This window comes from Psychromonas sp. L1A2, assembly GCF_009828855.1.
In the GTDB taxonomy this organism is placed as follows: Bacteria; Pseudomonadota; Gammaproteobacteria; order Enterobacterales; family Psychromonadaceae; genus Psychromonas.
This window is the reverse complement of sequence record NZ_WUAG01000001.1, coordinates 2,145,583-2,163,988: the sequence shown is the minus strand read 5'-3', so window position 1 is coordinate 2,163,988 and position 18,406 is coordinate 2,145,583. Positions and strand designations below refer to the sequence as shown.

Below are 18,406 nucleotides of genomic sequence, written 5' to 3'. Positions count from 1 at the left end.
CATGTCTAAATCAATTCAAGATACAAATGACCAACAATCAACATCAGTCATTAAAAAAGCAACATCAGCATGGTTAACTTGGAATGCGATTGAAATTGAACAACGCATTACATTGATCAGTCAGTGGAGTGAGCTATTAAAACTTCAACACAGTTTAGGTTTATTACCTGGGCAAATGGTTGATTTTCATAGTTTACATGCTGTACCCCTTATTTCTTCAGGTGAAGAGATGCCTGGGCCTACTGGTGAAAGTAATGTACTTAGTACGGCTGGACGTGGTCCTTTTGTGATCATGGCGAAACAAGACGCACCTATCGAAGCATTTATTGCGCTGGTAAGTTGTGCGCTTGTAGCAGGTAACAGTGTCGTAATGGCTGCACTACCTGAACATGAAGATATAATCAGTACGCTTGAGCAAGTGTGTACTTTTTCTGATATTGAAATGCCGATTGTTGCTGTTAAAGATAATAGTGAACTTGAAAATGTTATTATTAACCCTGCTATTGCTGGTGTCGGTTACGTAGGCAGTGAAGCAGAAGCTATTCGTTTAAATCGAGTGTTAGCAGAGCGTGACGGACAAATTGCATTATTAATTGTTGAAACGGATTTAGAGGGGCTAGAAATGGTACGAGACCAAAGCTTAGTGTTACGTTTTATTACTGAAAAAACCTTAACAACCAACGTAACCGCCGTCGGAGGAAATGCCACTTTATTAGCATTAGGCTGTGGTGAGTAAGAGTCGATATCATTCATTACTCGTTATATTGTCGAAAGCTTTAGCCATAAGGCTTTCGTAATGAGATGTTGAAAATAAAGTACTAGTAATAAAAAAGCCACGTTATTAAAACGTGGCTTTTAGTTATCTTTAACACTATTAACACTATTTAGCACTCATCATTAATAGTCATTAATAATAGATAATCAGTCGATAAACCTACTCAGGTAGAATCCCATTATGATATACATTTTGTACATCATCGCATTCGTCTAACATTTCTAAGAATTTTTCAAACTTCTCAACATGTTCTTCAGTGACTTCAGTATCAGATTGTGGCACATAGGTGATTTCTTCAACTTCAAGCTCTGTTTCTGGGTAAATAGCATGTAATGCGACTTTTGCATTGTTAAATTCAGTATGAGGGCAGAATACAGATATTTTCCCGTCTTCAGCGACGACATCTACCACATCAACATCGGCCATCATTAGCTCTTCAAGCACAGCTTCGTCATCTTCACCATCAAATACAAATACAGCTTGATGTTCGAACATGTGTGCCACGGTTCCTGGAGAACCTATTTTTGCACCTGTTTTATTGAAACAGTTGCGAACATCAGTCCAAGTACGGTTACCATTATCAGTTAAACAGTCAACGATCACAGAGCATCCACCAGGCCCAAAACCTTCGTAGCTTGCACGTACATAATCTTCGCCACCGCCACCTTTTGCTTTATCAATCGCTCGGTCAATAACATGCGCAGGTACTTGGTCTTTTTTAGCTTTATCAATTAAACGACGAAGTGTTAGGTTACCGTCTGGATCAAATCCACCATTTTTTGCACAAACATATATTTCTTTACCGTATTTTGAGTAAACTTTAGTTTTAGCGCCAGCCGTTTTTGCCATGTCTAATTTTTTGTTTTGATATGCTCTTCCCATCTGAATGCTCTCTTGTGTTAAATGGATTGTCTGGAAAAAATAATGGTCAGAATTTTAGCCTGTAATGGCTTCTGGTGCTAGAGCCTGTCAGTGATTTTAACGATTAAGTTGATATATTTTTATCTTAATCAATGAATTAACTGAATATTAGTCGCAAATCTATGTTGGGGAATAGATCCGACACTATCAGTTTACTGTGCTTGGTAGGGTGTTATTTGTAATTGATTATTAACAATTGAAACGGTACTTGCGCCAAATTCTTGGGTACTTGACCAAATTTTCCCATCAAGGTTAACTATGGTATCACTGTATAGCTTATTGGTTGCTGTTAAATAAGTATTTTGATAAGACTGTTCTAATGTGATTTTGATAGCCGCTAGTTTTGCTTGAACTCGATCGCTTTGATCTCGATATTGCTGTTTTTCGATAAATAATTGTTTTTTGGTTTTTTTGCGTATGGCGATATCTTGAATGGTATCTGCTTTATTTTCTGCTTTCTTAAATTGGCCTATCATTTTATCAAATAGCTGTATTTCTGTTATACATTTATCTTTTGCAAGCTCTAACTCTTTAGCGCTACTGATTAAATTTATAATTGTTTTAGTGCTGCCAGATGTGCCAACGGTTACCGCTTTAACACCTTTGTGACTTGTTGTTGTACCTCCGATAATACTGCCTTGGCTTAATGCGTTATTATGGACAGCAACATCACCATTACAGACTGTTTCACAATGTATTAATTGGTTCGTTAAAGTTAAATTCTTAGCGACATTTAAACTTGCATACTGTGCAATGGTCCCTGTTAAATTACCCCCACACTTTATTTTACAGCTAAACTCTTCATCTGATTTACTGAGATGGCCAATAATGGGCATTTCGACGGTTAAATCACCACCAGAAATAACTTCGGCAGATTCAATTAAACCCATGACAGTAATATCACCGCTTGCCTTTACTTTCATATTTTCATGTATGTCTGCAGTGATAACAACGGTTCCATCGTAGATGACATTACCTGATCTATTATCGACATTTTCTAACAGTAAAACATCATCAATTTTTATAAAGTTTCCTTTGTCGATAGGAATACCATAAGTCGCAGCGAGAAGTTGTAAAGGGTTGTTAGGATCAATCTCAACATTTTTTTCAATAACAAAAGAGGCATCAATTGACTTTTTAGGCTCAATAATTTCAGCGGTAACCGTTTTACCGGGCTTGCCTACTATCATTGGTATTTTTTTCATTAATACCGTCCCCGCTTTTACCGTTATTGATTGACCTAAGTCAAGCATATCAACCTTGCCATTTTCTAATAGCTTAGGTTTAGGCTTGCGATGACTTTCTGTACTCACTAACTTTTCGAATCTAGCGTTAACACCGTCAATAGCAGGGACGCCATTCGCTATGTTTATTTTAAAAACTTTACCTGGTTGGGCACTTTTACAAACATTCAATAAACTAAATATGTTTTTTGTTATTAAGCCAAATTTCAAACCTAATTGATCACATTTGTTTTTGATGTCATTCAAGGTTATCGGGGAACCACCGTGTGCAGTTGTAATAGTTGTACACGCGCTCATCAGGTTATCTGAAATAATGATGTCTAAAGTGGCATCTTGCTTATCAGCAACCGCGATAGGAGTAAACGCTTTTACATCATCATTGGTTTCGTCATATAAAGCTGCAAAGGCAGCTACGGCGTTATCTATTCCTTCAAGGTTTAATTTAAATCGAGGCAAAGAAGGGGTGTTTAATAAGTCAATAATATCGTCTGCACTTATTTCAGCATAAACAGGTGTTATTTTTAATAATAGCTGTGAGCTATCTGAACTTAACACGATTTGTTGAAGTGGCAGGCTAGTTTGAGTCATAAATACCTATTTAGTAGTGTTCTTGTGGTTATAATAAACTAATTATCGAGAGTTCATATTATAATTTCTCTATTTAAAGTCAATTAGATATCACAACATGAACTTGTTCACAAGATTATGACTCACAAGTGTAATAATTAGCCTATGAACTACATGATAGTGCAGAACAGCCGAATTTATTGGTTGCCCAATCAGGACGTTTGACTTCGAATTGTTTATATTTTTCTTGCTGTGTGTAAGGCGTTGTTAACAATTCAGACAATACCGATACTCTTGAATAATCACCTTTTTCAGCTAACTCAATGGCCTCTTGAACTTGGAAGTTACGTAAAATATAACAAGGGTTAACCTTATCCATATTTACTTTACGATCTTCATCGCTTATTGGTGTTAATAACAATCTTGATTGGTACTTAATTAACCATTCAATGAGTATAGACAAATAACCTTCAGTTACTTCTTCCATATTATAAAAACATTCAGAAAAGTGAGTGATTAATAAATCTTTGTTTTGAAGATCAAGGTGACTGCTTAAGTCAGCAAGGAGTCTATAAAATAAAGTCATATCGGTATTCACACGAGATAATAACTGTTCTAACTCTTTACTTAACAATAAATCTGATTCGATTAACGCTGCGTTTTCTTGGCTTTGCTCAACTTCAATGCCCAGTTTATTGCGCATCATACCTAACCATTTACCTTGGTAAATTCGAGTATAGCTGGTAATTATATCTTGTAGTGGTTCTGCTTCATTGATCAATGGGTAAATAGCATTGGCAAGTTGAAACAGATTCCATTGTCCAATGTAACCTTGTTGGCCAAAACGATAACGTTTTTCACCTGCATCAGAAGTGTTTGGTGTCCAGTCAAGGTCAAAGTTATCAATCCAACCGTAAGGGCCAAAGTCGATCGTTTCACCAATCAGTGACATGTTATCGGTATTAAGCACGCCATGTACAAAACCAACGCGCATCCATTCTACAACTAAGTGTGCAGTACGTTCGCAAACTTCAGTAAACCATTGTAAATAGACTGACTTATCGATCACGCCTGACTCAGGTATTAATTCTGGGTAATCATGCGTAATACTGTATTCAAGTGTTTGTTTTAATAAATCTAAATCACCGCGAGAAGCGGGTAATTGGATTGAACCAAAACGTAAAAATGAAGGAGAGACTCGAGAGACAATTGCACAGGGCTCATAAGCGGCTCTACCGTCATAAAGTTTATCTCTAATAACTTCTTCACCGGTTAGTGTTAAGGTTAATGCGCGCGTTGTAGGGATGCCTAAATGATACATAGCTTCAGAACATAAATATTCACGAATGGAAGAACGTAAAACAGCCATGCCGTCTGCTCTTCGAGAATAAGGGGTTTGACCTGCTCCTTTTAATTGCAAAGTTACATATCCATTACTTTTTTCTTTGTTTTTAGTCATTGAATAGTTTTCATTTTTAGCAATGGAATACTGGCCTAAATTAATAGCTCGCCCATCACCTAACTGTCCTGCCCATTGACCAAATTGATGCCCCCCATAATTCATTGCATAGGGTTGCAAGTTAGCGTCAAGATTATTACCACTGATTAAATCAGCAAAGTCAGTTGAAGTTAAAGCTTCTTCAGAAAAACCTAACTTTTTGGCTAATTCATCGTTACAACAAATGATCTTAGAATATTTTGTCGGCGTCGGTGTCACAAATGAGTAGGCAGCATGTTCAACACTACGGGATGTATTAGTTAAATTTGAATCCGCAGGCAGTGAAGAGACAAATACGGGGTGTAATGGAGGTAATAAATTACTCATTGATTTTCCTAACGGTCGGGATGGGGATAGGGTGTCGGCTTAATAACAGCTATTGCTAAATAAAATAGTTCAATTGAGTCGTAACATTGAACTAGACTAGTTAAATAGATTACTTAAATAGACCAGTTAAATGCAATAGCTGTTAATAGCGAAGTGGTTAATCGAATGGTGGTTTTATTAACTATTTAACAGCAGCAATAACCGAAATTTCAACTAATAACACATCTCTTGCCATACTTGCTTCTACACATGCACGAGCAGGGGCAAAGCCTTCAGGAACCCATGCATCCCATACTTCATTCATGCCAGCAAAATGTAATGCCATATCTTTAACATAAACAGTCGCTGATAACATATGCTCACGAGAACTACCTGATTCAATCAAAAGCTTATCTACTTTGTCTAACATAGTTTGTGTTTGTTCTTTGATGTCTTTAGTCGCATCAGCACAGACTTGACCACATAAATAAACAGTACCGTTATGCTTAACTACTCGGCTCATACGTTGTTTGGTTTGTTGACGTTCAATCATTTTCACTCTCTATCGTTAATATTTTAAAAGGTTAAATAATTGTAACGTCTCAGTGTGAAAAGGCGAGCAATTTAACTTATCAATGCTAGATTTTCATAAGTCGGTTGATTGAATCACTTCCATTCAATCATTAGCATGACAGATTTTGTATTGAGCACTTTTTAAAATAGTGAAATTAAATAGGGTGTACATTGCTAAAATAATATTACAATCCCGCCATCTCTCTTAAGACCAAGCAAGGAAACCCTTTTTATGGAACTGAAGGAACATGTCTACTTAATGGCAGACTATAACCAGTGGATGAATCAAAAAATATACGAAGCAGTGAATACAATGACACCAGAAAAATACCATGAAGATAAAGGCGCGTATTTTGGTTCTGTTTTTGCCTCGTTAAATCATATTTGTGTTGCTGATACCTTGTGGTTAAAACGATGCTCAGTTGTTTTACAAACATATGACGCTTATGCGCCTATTGCCGCATTACCAATGCCTGAATCACTGGATGTGTTTCTCGCCAATAACTTTAATGACCTTAAAGATCGTCGCGTATTGTTAGATGAAGCATTACTCGAATTAACAAGTTTATTAACCGATGAAGCATTGTTACAGCCAATTAATTACCAAAATAGTAAAGGTGTTACCGCTAATAAAACGCTTTTTAATCTGTTGATGCACTTGTTTAACCATCAAACACATCATAGAGGCCAAATCACCACGCTTCTCAGTCAATCAGGTATTGATATTGGTATTACAGATTTAGTGTTTATACAGCCAAATGTGAATTAAATTTATAAAACCACCGCCTCTTTTAAGCTGTTTTGGAGAGGCTTTTGATACAAAGACTTAAGTCGGAAAGGGCACAAAGCAATTTAGTGATTTCACTTATCACTTGAATTCAAGAGATGTTATTCATTATTAAAGTCAATATAAGGTTATTATGCAACTTAAACCTGCCCAATAAAAATAAGTCCTAATAGATTTTTCAGCATAGAATTTAACCCATATTCCTTAGCTCATATACTTTCCGCTACAGCGTTTAAAAATGGAGAGTTCATTTATTTCTCTCCTTTAATCCTTTAACTATTTTTATATACAGCGTCGTTGGTATTCGATGTTTCTATTGTTAATACGGACTTTTTCCATCTGTCCACATGACAGTAATTTGATTAAAAATATTAATTGTTTGATTTTATGCACGATAAATGCATTTTTATGTTAATTTTAACAAATTAAACTATTCCGAATTTCCACCTTAAATATGGAATTTTTCGGTTTGATAAACTGTTATATACGAGTGAATATGCATAACATTGTTGAGATTACCTTTGGAATCGCTTTTTTTTTACAAAATTTAAATTTGATATGTTGGGTTTTATTTAATCGTATTTTCGTCCTTGCTCTCCCTCATAAACCAAGTAAAGATATGTCTGTCTTCCAATTAAAAATGCAAAGCAGTAAGACATATTCATTAGGCCATTGGTTTTATAAAGGTGAAAAAGGTTATGCTTTTGCCATATTTTTCAATGTGTTTGTATACGGTATGTTTTTATATATCATACTCTAAAAACGTATATAATCGGGTAGCCGGAGGTCTCTAACCTCAAGCCCCCACACCACCCTGCATGCGGCTCCGAACAGGGCGGTTCATCTTATGATGAATAGTCAATATTAATCCACAAATCCTTTAATGATATCAAACCTTGTCTGGCTAAAAACTCATTACTGATCGCACTATTGATCCCTTTGGTTTGTGAATTATGCAAGGGAATTTACTTATACTTTTATAAATCCACAGGCACAAGAAGTGACTAAACCATCACCGACACCGAGTTTGATCAATGTTCTCACCTTCGATCGTTTTTCCGTTGCCGCCAGTTTTATTGACGGGAAAGGCATACGAAGTCAACGGCAGATCAAATTCAATCATCAATTGGTAGCCTTTGACTTTGAGGCGCTGACTTTAGTCTGCACTCTTTGCATGTGTGTGTTTTCCTTTCTTTAAATGTCCCTCATGGGAATATAAAGCTTTTAACTTTGAATGTACTTTTCAACTTTCTTTAAAGTAAAACTCGATAATATTACGGTGAATAAAGTCACTGTGCGCGGCCAAGATAAAGCCAACTCTTAAAAAATCATCAATGGGAAATGTATTGTCTTGTTCATTTTTTTCCTGAGCAGCGAGAAGTTAAGGAATAATTTACATTAAAGCAATGGCTAAGCCCTTAACTCAATAAATCCCGCATGTTTAGCCCTTTAATCTCATTTATGACTCAATTTAATCAATTAGTTAATAAAAATAAAATAATCTATTTAATCTCAAGTAAATGTAAGCTACTGTGATTTTTATTTAAAATAAACAGGCTGAAAATGAAAAATTCTACAGCCTCGTTATTTTTTACACGGAGAGTTAATGCAAGATTCACTTAAAATATTAGAAACTGTAAATAATTTCTACTCACAATCATTCGGTCATCTAATTACCATAACTGTCGCTGTGCTAGCATTTTCAGGAATTATCCTCCCAATTTTGGTTACAATTTATCAAAAGCGTTTATTTAAGTTGGAACATGAAGTAATTGAAAATTCCCTAATTGAGAAAATGAAAGCTGAATTAGAAATAGCCGTCAAAGAAATAAAAGCCGAATATGACGAAAAAGAAAAAATTCTTAAATCTAAACTATCTGAAATGGAAGATGAACTTAATAGAAAGTTTGATAATGCCAAAGGAGGGATTTGTCATGTTCAAGGCTGCAGTAATTTTGATCAACAGAGGTGGTTTAGTGCTTTTGAAAGTTTTGTAAATGCATCTATTTTTTTCATTAAAGGAAAAGATAATTTAAATCTCCGTCGTGTAACAAACATGATTAACGAAAATTGTTTACCGAACCTTAACGCAAATGATATTGAGCATAATATTGATACATTTAATTGTTTTGAAAAGTTCCTTGAAGACTTTGCTACATATGATTCAGATGATGTTTTTACAGACCAAATAAATTCGCTAAGATATCAATTTTATCAATGTAAAAATAGAAATATCAAAGCTAATGGTACAAAGTAAAACATAACGAGGCATGAGGAGTTAATTTGATCCGATTTACAAATACTTATCAAATAGATCGTAACAATGAAGTTCTCACTGTAACTCCTAAAGATTTAGAAGCTTTATCCGTATTTTTTATTAGAGATGAAAATATAAGAGCAAGGTGTAGTGAACGTTTTCTATTAGATCTCTACTTATATGCCAATACTGTAGGCTTAAACCCCTCAATGATATTTGAAGAACTCCGAGCTTTAGAGTGTACAGTTACGGAAAGCCGTACTAAACAAGAAACTAAATTTTCTAAATTACCTTTGAAGGGGCTTTGGCATAAGCACTTTTTTTCTTCTCAGTTTATTGCTAAAAATATGCAAATTGCTAATAGCCGAGGAAATATAGAATCTGTTATTAAAAAGGCATTTGAAAAATATGAAGGTTTAGATAGCACTGTTGAAAACTGTAAAGCACTAGCTAGAGATATTAGTTTAGGTAACCATGAGCTCTTTGAAAAGAGATCCGAGCGCAACCAATTAACTAGAGAGTGGATTGTTTTTGCTAAAGTCAACTCTGAAAATTATTATATGTGCATAGAATTTCATGAAACAGATGATCAAATTATTTACGACAAAGTAATTAAATCGTGTAAAGAAAACTTTGAACATCTTGTTCCAATCATTGAATCATATGCCTAATCGGGTAGCAGGAGTTATCTAACCTCAAGCCTCCACACTACCCTGCATACGGCACCGCGCAGTTCATCTTATGATGAATAGTGAATATTAATCCACAAATCTTTTAATGACATCAAACCTTGTCTGGCTAAAACTAATTACTGATCGCACTATTGAATCCTTTTTTTGTGAATTATGACAAGGTAATTTACTTATACTTTTATAAATCCACAGGCACAAAAAGTGGCTAAACCATCACAGACACCGAGTTTGATCAATGCTCTCACTTTCGCCAGTTTTATTGACGGGAAAGACATACGCAGTCAACGGCAGATCCAATGATCAAATTCAATCGTCAATTGGTAGCCTTTGAATTTGGGGCGCTGACTTTAGTCTGCATTCTTTGCATCTGTGTTCCTTTCTTCAAATACCCTTCGTGGAAAGGTAAAGTAATAGACCTCCATAAACTTTCACGATTAATAGTGGGGGAAGTGGTAACCATATATGTCCAAAATTATTGAAAAATCAATAATCTATTTGAATTTCAAGTAAATATAAAATACTGTGTTTTTACAGTTAAAATTCGGGCTGAGAATCAGAAATTCTACAGCCTCGTTAGATTTATAGGTAAACAATGAATAACGTAGTTGTATTAATAACTGGTGCTAATAGAGGCATCGGTTTCGAATTAACAAGACAATACTTGATAAATGGATGGACAGTCATTGCTACCTGTAGAAATCTAGAATCGGCGGTTGATCTAGTTTCATTGAAAGGTCAGTTTCCTGATAAATTGTTTCTTGAATTAATGGATATCACTTGTCCTGAAAATATTAAGACGTTGGCAGGTAAACTTAGCGAGGAAAATATCAAGTTAGATTTAATAGTAAATAATGCGGGATATTTGGATCGAGAAAATACAAGTATCCATAGTATTGATTATGCTAATGCTGAAATGTGTTTTAAAGTGAATTCACTTGGGCCACTATATTTAACTCATTGCTTTTTACCTCTAATGAATAAAAAAAGCTTATGTAAGATAGCGGTTATTTCTTCTGCTATGGGATCTTTGTCGCTAGAACAAAGTGTGGATTGGTATGGTTATCGAATGTCTAAAGCAGCAGCTAATATGCTAGTAGTGAATTTATCAAAAGAACTTGTTAATGATAATGTTGCTGTGGTGGCTGTTCATCCCGGTTGGGTTCAAACAGATATGGGCGGATCTACAGCAAGTGAAAATGTTGTTGATTCGGCACTCGGCATTATGAAAGTTATTCGGAATTTATCGATTGATAATACGGGAAGCCTTTATAGTTTTAATGGTGAGCAGTTACCGTTTTAATAAAGCTAATAGGGTAGCTTGAGGTGCCTAACTTCCAGCTACCACACCAACCTAAATGCAGCTCCACACGGGGGGCATCCTGTTATGAATAGTGAATGTTAATCCTCATCTCCTTTTAATGATTGCCAACCTTACCCAACTAAAAACATATTACTGATTCCATTATTGATCATTTTTTGTGAACGATGATATTAGCAACCTAGTAAAACAAGCTTTAACTTTGGGGCGCTGACTTTAGTCTGCATTCTTTGCATGTGTGTGTTTTCTTTCCTTTCCATCAATACCCCAAGCTGGAATACAGAGCTTTTAACTTTTAATATGCTTTTTAAAGTTAAATTTACCAGACAAAAAAGGCGGCAAAAGACTGATACCGATCGTTTCCCAATCCAGTTCAAGCTTCTTCATTTTTTCTTGTTTGCTTTTTACTCATCCTTTTGCAGTGCTTTGCGTTAAGTTAATGCTAGCGAAAGCGTTATATGAAATTTTATATAACGCTTCAGGCAAAACAGGACATCAACTCACGTTTTGGTTTGATTGGTATTGGTTATCTCTTGTTTTTGAATAATGTGAATGTGAAAATTTATTCTTTGAAAGGTTAAAAGGTGATATTTGCGTCTATTTTATCTTCTATTTTACCAATATCTTTATGCTATTTTCCCCGTTCAATAACACATCAAAATTTGACCCTTTAGGATTCTAATTGAATATTTATCGAGTGTTTCAGGAATGATCATTCTGGTATGAGTTTAAGGCGTATTGATATTAGCTAAAGAGATATTGGTAAAAATTAGGGGAAAAAACGACTCATAATACGAATTTTATGACTTTTTTAAAAAATAATTTCTAATACATAATTTTCTTCATTCTACGAAAAATCACTGTTTTTCGTTAATTTCACCGTAAATTCTTGGTAAAAACGCCTCATAATATTGCAAAAAATATTTTTATCGCACCTATCTAGTGCACTTTTTTGTTCATAGTTTTTTCCTTGTTAGTTGTAATAAATAACATGCTATACACTTGGAAGTGTAGCTCTTAGACTATTTTTAGCAATTGTTTAGTCGTTAACAATTCTTATTATAAAACCGACTAAGGAATGTCTTTATAACACTACAGGAGTACTACTATGAAAAAGCTTGTTAATAACACTTTTGCTTTAACGATGTCTGCAATCTGTTTACTTTCCACCTCTCTTTCCGTTACTGCCGCGCCTAACAAAGTTGATATTTTAATCTCTCCTTCAGGCTCTGGTCCTTATCTTGCTTGGGCAACCATGCAAAATTATGCTAGTGATTATACCGATAAAATAGCCCCTACAGCGGTAGAAACCCCAGGCTTTACCTACAATGTTAGGTATTTGGCCTCTTCTCCTCAACTTTGGAAAAACACCATTATTGGCTCAGGACAAGTGGTTGAATGGGCAGCCAAAAAAGGTATCTCTCCTTTTTTCCCTAAACCGATGGAAGCTGTAAACGACTTTCGTGCATTAGGAGTAATGAGCCGAACCAGTAATATGTTTGTTACTTTAGATCCTTCTATTAAAAGTAAAGATGATTTTATTGGTAAGCGTGTTGCTGTTGGTTTGTTAACTCAAAATGAATGGGGTATGCATCAACGCATGATGCTTGATGGTTGGGGGATAACGAAACAATTGAAATCATTTGATGCGCTAGGTCCTGCTCAAAATATCAATGCCGTCTTAGATGGTAAAGCCGATATCGGGACCCTTGTGACTCATAGTAATCGTGATTTCAGTGTTACTTTGCAAGCGGGTCCATTTAAAACATTAGAAAGCTCGGGTAGAGATTATACGTTTATCGATATTAATAAAGAAGACATCCAGTCTTATATCGATAAAACAGGGGCTCCTTTTAGTATTCAAGTATTACCTGCTAATACTGTTGCGAATCAACCTAAACCCGTTACTAGCTTTGGTAACTATACCTTGTTATCAGTACATAAATCTTTCCCAGAGGAAGATGCTTATGAGATGACTAAGTTATGGTTACAGTCAGGGATTGAATTAGGTAAATATAGCGCAGTTGCAAAAATATGGGATAAACAAACTCTTGCAACAATTGCCAAAATTGGACTTGAGAATATTCACCCAGGTGCATTACGAGCTTATAAAGAATTAGGCCTTATAGATTAAGTTTTTCTTGAATAGTTTCAATCGTTTATCACTTATTGTTTGTCGTTTAATTGCTAACTAAAGGTCTAGGTATGTTAGAAAACAAATCAAAAATAATGACATTAAGTCATTGGGCTTTATGGTTGGTAGGGGGAAGCCTGCTCACCTACCACATGGTCACTCTCTGGGTCAGTGTGCATGGCGCAATGAAACATTACACGATGCATTTAACGGCGGTACTCATTATTGGTGCGCTGTTGATTTTGGGGAGTCGCGCTGCAGATAAGTCATCATTGTCTAGAGTGATCGATATTGTGACCTCTCTTGTCAGTTTAGTGCTGGCAGCAGGGGCAGGTGTCTTTCTTTATGCAAATGCAGAAACACTAGAAATTACGCAGCCTTTTGTTGAGAATGATGCATTGATTGCGGGGGCGTCCCTTATTGCTTCTGTTATTTTAATCACATGGCGGATGTGGGGGGCAACGATTGCCCTTGTTTGTCTTATAGGCGCTGCTTATATGACATTTGGGCATTTGTTACCCGAGCCTTTAACATCACGTCAACAACCATTAAATGTAGCCATTAGTTTTCTTGGTGGTATCGGTGGTCCTCGAGGTGTACTTAATTATATGCCGCTGTCTGCAGATATGATTTTCTTGTTACTTGTTTACGGTGGTTTACTTCATGGTACTCGTGTTATTGATACCTTTGGTGAGTTAGGGCAAGCGATTGGTTTACTTGTTAAGGGCGGAGTAGCTTATTCGGCTGTTGTTGCGAGTACATTGATAGGAATGGTGACAGGCCAAGCAATTAGTAATATTGCTCTGTCTGGTGTGATGACGATTCCTACGATGAAGAAAAATGGGTTTACTGCTGATGAAGCCGGAGCCATTGAAGTTATGTCTTCAACGGGTAGCCAGTTATTACCGCCTATTATGGGGTTAGGCGCCTTTTTAATGGCCGTAATATTGGGTGTTTCTTACATCGAAGTCGTGATTGCAGGGATTATCCCAGGTTTGCTTTATATGTTTGCAATCAGTATTGCCCTTTATAGTTTAGTAGGTCATAAGCCACGCAATATTTCACAAAAATATAAAATTAATTGGCGAAAGATTAAATGGACACTGCCGTCATTTATTTTATCTTTTAGCGTTTTAATTGTGTTGCTAGTGATGCGTTACTCGCCTGCTATGGCTGGTTTTTGGGGTGGGTTACTGGTTGTTTTACTATCGTTTGCTCGTCCTGCTGAGTTCCGTCCAAATATCAAAGAGTTAATGAAAGGCTGTTTAACAGGTTTAGAAACAGCGGTGCAATTAACGGTTGTGCTTGCTGCTATTGGGCTGGTTGTGCAAACCTTAACAACAACAGGACTTGGCGTTTCTGCGGGTCATCTCATCTCGGCTTACACTGACGGTAATATTGTTATTGCTCTTATGATTGGTATGGGCGTTTCCCTGATCGTCGGTATGGGTTTACCTACTCCAGCGGCTTATGCGTTGATTGCCATCATTGTTGTCCCAGGATTAATTGATGCAGGGTTATCACCTATTGCTGCGAACATGTATGGCTTTTATTTTGCGATCTTCTCTGCTCTTACACCGCCTGTTGCTGTTGGTATTTTAGTTGCGGTTAGAATCTCTGGAGGTAGCTTTATACGTAGTGCCATTGAAGCTGCGAAGCTTGGAAGTTGCGCTTTACTTGTGCCTTTTGTCTTTGTTTCTATTCCTAGTATTTTGGATCCTACGAATATTACTGCACAAGCAGTGTTTGGACTTGTGGTGTTCTTATGTGCGTCTATTTTAACGGCTGGGGTTGTTTACGGTGCAATTGGGCGAAAACTAAGTTCACGTGAACGTTTAGTTTATGCGTTTGCAGGGCCGTTGTCTTTAATCGCTTATTTGTTAACTCATAGTGTGTGGATAGGGTTAGTACCGATCCTGACAATGATTATCCGAATGGCCTTAACGTATCGTAACAAGGTTAAACATCAAACGACATCTGAGTCAGATATTACTAATGATGACCAAGCTGTTCTTCAAAATTGAATCATCAATGTAATAACTGCATTGAATAGATCACATATTGAATTCAAATTATTTAATTTAAAATATTTAAGAATATGAAAGGAAAAGTCCTATGACTTCAAGTACTAAACAAAATAATCCCGTTCGAGTGGCTGCCGCGCATGTTTCTTCAGAGTTTTTTGATCCTGAGGGAGGCGTAAAGAAAGCCATTAAATATTTAACTGAAGCTGCTAAAGCGGGTGTTGAACTTATTGTATTTCCAGAGAGTTTTATTCCAGGGTTCCCAATTTGGAATGCGTTATCAAGCCCAATTAAGGGGCATGAAAACTTTGTTAAATTTGCCGCTTCATCGTTACGTGTTGATGGACCGGAAATTAAAGCTATTGCAAGTGCGGCTGCACAACAGAAAATAGCCGTATCTCTAGGCTTTTCAGAAGTTGCTTCATATTCAGCAGGGTGTTTGTGGAACTCAATGATATTGATTAATGCACAAGGTATTATCGTCAATCATCACCGTAAACTAGTACCGACTTTTTATGAAAAATTAACGTGGAATCGCGGTGATGGTGCTGGGTTGTCTGTTGTTGATATGCCGTTTGGACGAGTAGGTGGTTTGATTTGTGGGGAAAATGGTAACCCTTTGTCGCGCTATGCACTGATGGCACAAGGTGAGGAAATTCATTGTGCTAATTATCCTCCTATTTGGCCATTTAAAGATCCTCGTGATTCAGAACCTTATGATTTGGCAGATGCAATTCGAGTGCGTGCAGCAGCACATTGTTTTGAAGCTAAAGTGTTTTCGGTTGTATCCGCAGGTTTTATAACAGATGAAAATATAGCTTTATTATGTGATGACGATGAAGCTAGAGCCATTTTAGAAGCTTCTCCAAGATCCGCCTCTATGATTGTCACGCCTAATGGCACCACGTTGGGTGAAACTTTATCTGACCGAGAGGGGCTTGTTATCGCTGATTTAGATATTAGTAGTCTTGTGGAATTAAAACAACATCATGATATGGCCGGTTATTATAATAGACATGATGTGTTTCATGTTTCGATTAATCGCTGTCGACAAAAGCCATTACATGATTTAGTTAGCCACGGTGCTAATAGCTCAGTACCGATTGCTAATACAACCTTAGAAGAGAGCTTAGATCTGATTAATTATACTTAATATGCCTTGAATTTTTGAAGCAGCTTATGACGCTGCTTCAAAAAAAGATTCGATATGAGCGGAAAATATATCTGCAATGCGTCGTGGCTCTAGTCGACTGTAATGTATAAGCACAATATTAAGAGGATCGACTTTATCTTTGATCGGTTTAATCACCACTTTGTTACCATTATAGGTGACCGTAGATTTGGGTTTTAAGTTTAATACGGAGACACCTAAACCACTGGCAACAAAGGTTCTTACGGTTTCAAATGATGTGGTGCGGTAACGAATATTGGGGGATAATTTCTTTTTTGCGAATAGCGAGATGAAATAATCATTTGTATAAGGCAAGTCCATTAAAATAAAAGGGCGTTGCACAAGTTCTTTGAGTTGTACTTCATCTTGTTGTGCGAGTGGATCATCAATTGGTAATAGGGCATAGGGTTCTCTTGAAGCAATATATTTTGTTTTCATTGATTTAGGGATATTTAAATCAAAAGTTAATGCTAGCTCTACTTTACCGCTACTGAGCGCATCAAAAATGGCGGCTTGATCTAAGTCGTGGATGTGGACATTGATATCAGGGTATTTTTCTTTAAATGTTCTAATAATTTCTGATAAATAATTGGAGCCTAAATTCATAAAGAAAGCGATAGAAATATTGCCGACAAGCTGTGATTTAACCGCGCTTGTTGCTGCGCGAAATGACTCAGCATGTCTTATCAGTATTCTGGCTTCTTCTAACACTTTAATGCCTTGTGTCGTTAATCGAATACCTTTAGAGGGATAGCGTACAAATAATTGTAGATCGAGTGTTTTCTCTATTTCAATAATAGCAGCTGAAATACTGGGTTGTGAGATATGAAGTTTGTTAGCGGCCTCAGATAGGCTGCCACACTCTGCAGCTGCAATAAAATAACGAATAGGTCGTAGTTTTATATCCATGCTTTTTATCCTAATTATTTGAGTTCGATATAGTTAAATCCTATATGAAATACTATTGGGGTTAAACAACAATTAATGGGTATTCACTCAGGTTTAGTTATTTTGTGATTTTTAGTCAGGAATGTGGACGTGATAAAGTTTGATGGTGACCTAATACTTTATTTAACACTTTACTTAAATAAAGTTTAGTACAATAAGCATGTGGGTTTTCGCCTGTTAACGCTATGTTTTTCTGTGTGGTTGTCGAAGGTTTAATAGGCCATAATAAACCATTTTATTCATGATTTTTTAGTTGAGATTTGTATGCATGATATTTCTATATGGCTTCTTTTCGTATTTGTTGTCGGAAGCTACGTTCAAAGTATAACTGGGTTTGCGTTTGGTTTGATTGTGATGAGTGTCGCTGCGTTATTTTCTCTCGTGCCATTAGAAGTTGCCGCCTTTTCTGTAAGTGTGTTGAGTATGGTGAATGCAGCAACAAGTTTATATGGTGGCGTATGGAAGCAAGTTAATGCAAAGAATTTCATTGTTTACTTCATTGCCTCAACCCCAATGATTGCAGTTGGGGTTTATTTATTGAATTTTTTCGGAAGCAACGCTTTGCACTGGCTACAACTCTTATTGGGCATAAGCATCATTCTGGCTTGTTTAATGAGCCTAGTGAAGCCTAAGAAAGACATCAAACCTTCACGACCTTGGGTGTATTTTGTGTTTGGTGGTATTTCAGGGGTATTTGGAGGCTTGTTTTCGACATCTGGACCACCTATTTCTTATTTAATGTATCGTCAACCTATTGCTTTGAGTGTCATTCGTGCAACATTACTCAGCGTTTTCTTTCTTTCTTGCCTACTACGAATTGTAATTATGGGAGTGGGTGGTCAAATTACTGAGTCAATGCTTTGGGTGAGTTTAGCGGGTTTACCTTGTGTATTTATTGTCGCAGTATTGAGTAAACGTTATCCTCCTAAAATATCACCTCAAGTGATTAAACGTATCGCGGTTGTTCTATTACTATTATCCGGCGTCAGTTTGTCTTTAAAAGCTTTACTTTAATCCCATTTTTTAAAAGCAAAAAGGGGGGTTAGATTTGTAAAGGTAAGCGTCAAAGTTAATGGCTTAACTATAGCTGCTCGATATAAATAAACTTATGCAATTAACTGCTGACATTTACCATTACTTTAAATAAACAAGTCGAGTTACTTGCTCGTTATTAGCGAGGTAAGCAATAAA

14 protein-coding genes are annotated in these 18,406 nt (G+C 36.3%); 9 read left to right on the top strand and 5 right to left on the bottom strand.

Annotated features, from left to right (window positions below):
* Position 1: 1 nt before the first annotated feature.
* Positions 2-736 (top strand): hypothetical protein, encoded by a 735-nt coding sequence (locus GQR59_RS09195; protein ID WP_160061832.1) that lies wholly within the window; start codon positions 2-4, stop codon positions 734-736.
* Between the two features lie 198 nt (positions 737-934).
* On the opposite strand, the gene GQR59_RS09190 is transcribed toward GQR59_RS09195, so the two are convergent.
* The 4 genes from GQR59_RS09190 to GQR59_RS09175 form a co-directional block, all read right to left on the bottom strand.
* Positions 935-1,657 carry a YebC/PmpR family DNA-binding transcriptional regulator gene (locus GQR59_RS09190; RefSeq protein WP_160061830.1) on the bottom strand — a complete coding sequence of 241 codons (723 nt, stop codon included), beginning with the start codon at positions 1,655-1,657 and terminating at the stop codon, positions 935-937.
* A gap of 191 nt (positions 1,658-1,848) precedes the next feature.
* A complete protein-coding gene (locus tag GQR59_RS09185) occupies positions 1,849-3,528 on the bottom strand; it encodes a DUF342 domain-containing protein (protein ID WP_160061828.1) in 1,680 nt (559 codons plus the stop codon).
* Positions 3,529-3,670: 142 nt separating this feature from the next.
* On the bottom strand, positions 3,671-5,332 hold the full coding sequence (locus GQR59_RS09180) for a protein adenylyltransferase SelO (protein WP_160061826.1): 1,662 nt from the start codon (positions 5,330-5,332) through the stop codon (positions 3,671-3,673).
* 181 nt (positions 5,333-5,513) lie between these two features.
* Positions 5,514-5,864 carry a RidA family protein gene (locus tag GQR59_RS09175; RefSeq protein ID WP_160061824.1) on the bottom strand — a complete coding sequence of 117 codons (351 nt, stop codon included), beginning with the start codon at positions 5,862-5,864 and terminating at the stop codon, positions 5,514-5,516.
* 252 nt (positions 5,865-6,116) lie between these two features.
* Here GQR59_RS09175 and GQR59_RS09170 point away from each other — a divergent pair, with 252 nt between their 5' ends.
* From GQR59_RS09170 to GQR59_RS09140, 7 genes are all read left to right on the top strand, one after another.
* Positions 6,117-6,653: a DinB family protein gene (locus tag GQR59_RS09170; RefSeq protein ID WP_160061822.1), complete on the top strand. Its 537-nt coding sequence runs from the start codon at positions 6,117-6,119 to the stop codon at positions 6,651-6,653.
* A gap of 1,624 nt (positions 6,654-8,277) precedes the next feature.
* Positions 8,278-8,928: a hypothetical protein gene (locus GQR59_RS09165; RefSeq protein ID WP_160061820.1), complete on the top strand. Its 651-nt coding sequence runs from the start codon at positions 8,278-8,280 to the stop codon at positions 8,926-8,928.
* 26 nt (positions 8,929-8,954) lie between these two features.
* A complete protein-coding gene (locus tag GQR59_RS09160; protein WP_160061818.1) occupies positions 8,955-9,599 on the top strand; it encodes a hypothetical protein in 645 nt (214 codons plus the stop codon).
* Between the two features lie 613 nt (positions 9,600-10,212).
* Positions 10,213-10,920 carry an SDR family oxidoreductase gene (locus tag GQR59_RS09155; RefSeq protein WP_160061816.1) on the top strand — a complete coding sequence of 236 codons (708 nt, stop codon included), beginning with the start codon at positions 10,213-10,215 and terminating at the stop codon, positions 10,918-10,920.
* A gap of 1,126 nt (positions 10,921-12,046) precedes the next feature.
* Positions 12,047-13,072 (top strand): TAXI family TRAP transporter solute-binding subunit, encoded by a 1,026-nt coding sequence (locus tag GQR59_RS09150; RefSeq protein WP_160061814.1) that lies wholly within the window; start codon positions 12,047-12,049, stop codon positions 13,070-13,072.
* Positions 13,073-13,143: 71 nt separating this feature from the next.
* Entirely contained in the window at positions 13,144-15,096 is a 1,953-nt protein-coding gene (locus GQR59_RS09145; protein WP_025563925.1) for a TRAP transporter permease, read from the top strand.
* A 91-nt stretch (positions 15,097-15,187) separates the two neighbouring features.
* Positions 15,188-16,249 carry a carbon-nitrogen hydrolase family protein gene (locus GQR59_RS09140; protein WP_160061812.1) on the top strand — a complete coding sequence of 354 codons (1,062 nt, stop codon included), beginning with the start codon at positions 15,188-15,190 and terminating at the stop codon, positions 16,247-16,249.
* 24 nt (positions 16,250-16,273) lie between these two features.
* On the opposite strand, the gene GQR59_RS09135 is transcribed toward GQR59_RS09140, so the two are convergent.
* Positions 16,274-17,176: a LysR family transcriptional regulator gene (locus tag GQR59_RS09135; protein WP_025563921.1), complete on the bottom strand. Its 903-nt coding sequence runs from the start codon at positions 17,174-17,176 to the stop codon at positions 16,274-16,276.
* Between the two features lie 303 nt (positions 17,177-17,479).
* On the opposite strand from GQR59_RS09135, the gene GQR59_RS09130 reads away from it, so the two are divergent.
* The gene (locus tag GQR59_RS09130) at positions 17,480-18,229 is read left to right on the top strand and encodes a sulfite exporter TauE/SafE family protein (protein ID WP_160061810.1); all 750 of its coding nucleotides are present in this window, start codon (positions 17,480-17,482) and stop codon (positions 18,227-18,229) included.
* Positions 18,230-18,406 lie beyond the last annotated feature (177 nt).

Bases quoted from the DNA above. Each gene is read 5' to 3' on its own strand.
- GQR59_RS09155 (WP_160061816.1), top strand. From the start codon at position 10,213: ATGAATAACGTAGTTGTATTAATAACTGGTGCTAATAGAGGCATCGGT.
- GQR59_RS09185 (WP_160061828.1), bottom strand. From the start codon at position 3,528: ATGACTCAAACTAGCCTGCCACTTCAACAAATCGTGTTAAGTTCAGAT.
- GQR59_RS09170 (WP_160061822.1), top strand. From the start codon at position 6,117: ATGGAACTGAAGGAACATGTCTACTTAATGGCAGACTATAACCAGTGG.
- GQR59_RS09165 (WP_160061820.1), top strand. From the start codon at position 8,278: ATGCAAGATTCACTTAAAATATTAGAAACTGTAAATAATTTCTACTCA.
- GQR59_RS09130 (WP_160061810.1), top strand. From the start codon at position 17,480: ATGCATGATATTTCTATATGGCTTCTTTTCGTATTTGTTGTCGGAAGC.
- GQR59_RS09195 (WP_160061832.1), top strand. From the start codon at position 2: ATGTCTAAATCAATTCAAGATACAAATGACCAACAATCAACATCAGTC.
- GQR59_RS09140 (WP_160061812.1), top strand. From the start codon at position 15,188: ATGACTTCAAGTACTAAACAAAATAATCCCGTTCGAGTGGCTGCCGCG.
- GQR59_RS09190 (WP_160061830.1), bottom strand. From the start codon at position 1,657: ATGGGAAGAGCATATCAAAACAAAAAATTAGACATGGCAAAAACGGCT.
- GQR59_RS09175 (WP_160061824.1), bottom strand. From the start codon at position 5,864: ATGATTGAACGTCAACAAACCAAACAACGTATGAGCCGAGTAGTTAAG.
- GQR59_RS09145 (WP_025563925.1), top strand. From the start codon at position 13,144: ATGTTAGAAAACAAATCAAAAATAATGACATTAAGTCATTGGGCTTTA.
- GQR59_RS09135 (WP_025563921.1), bottom strand. From the start codon at position 17,176: ATGGATATAAAACTACGACCTATTCGTTATTTTATTGCAGCTGCAGAG.
- GQR59_RS09150 (WP_160061814.1), top strand. From the start codon at position 12,047: ATGAAAAAGCTTGTTAATAACACTTTTGCTTTAACGATGTCTGCAATC.
- GQR59_RS09180 (WP_160061826.1), bottom strand. From the start codon at position 5,332: ATGAGTAATTTATTACCTCCATTACACCCCGTATTTGTCTCTTCACTG.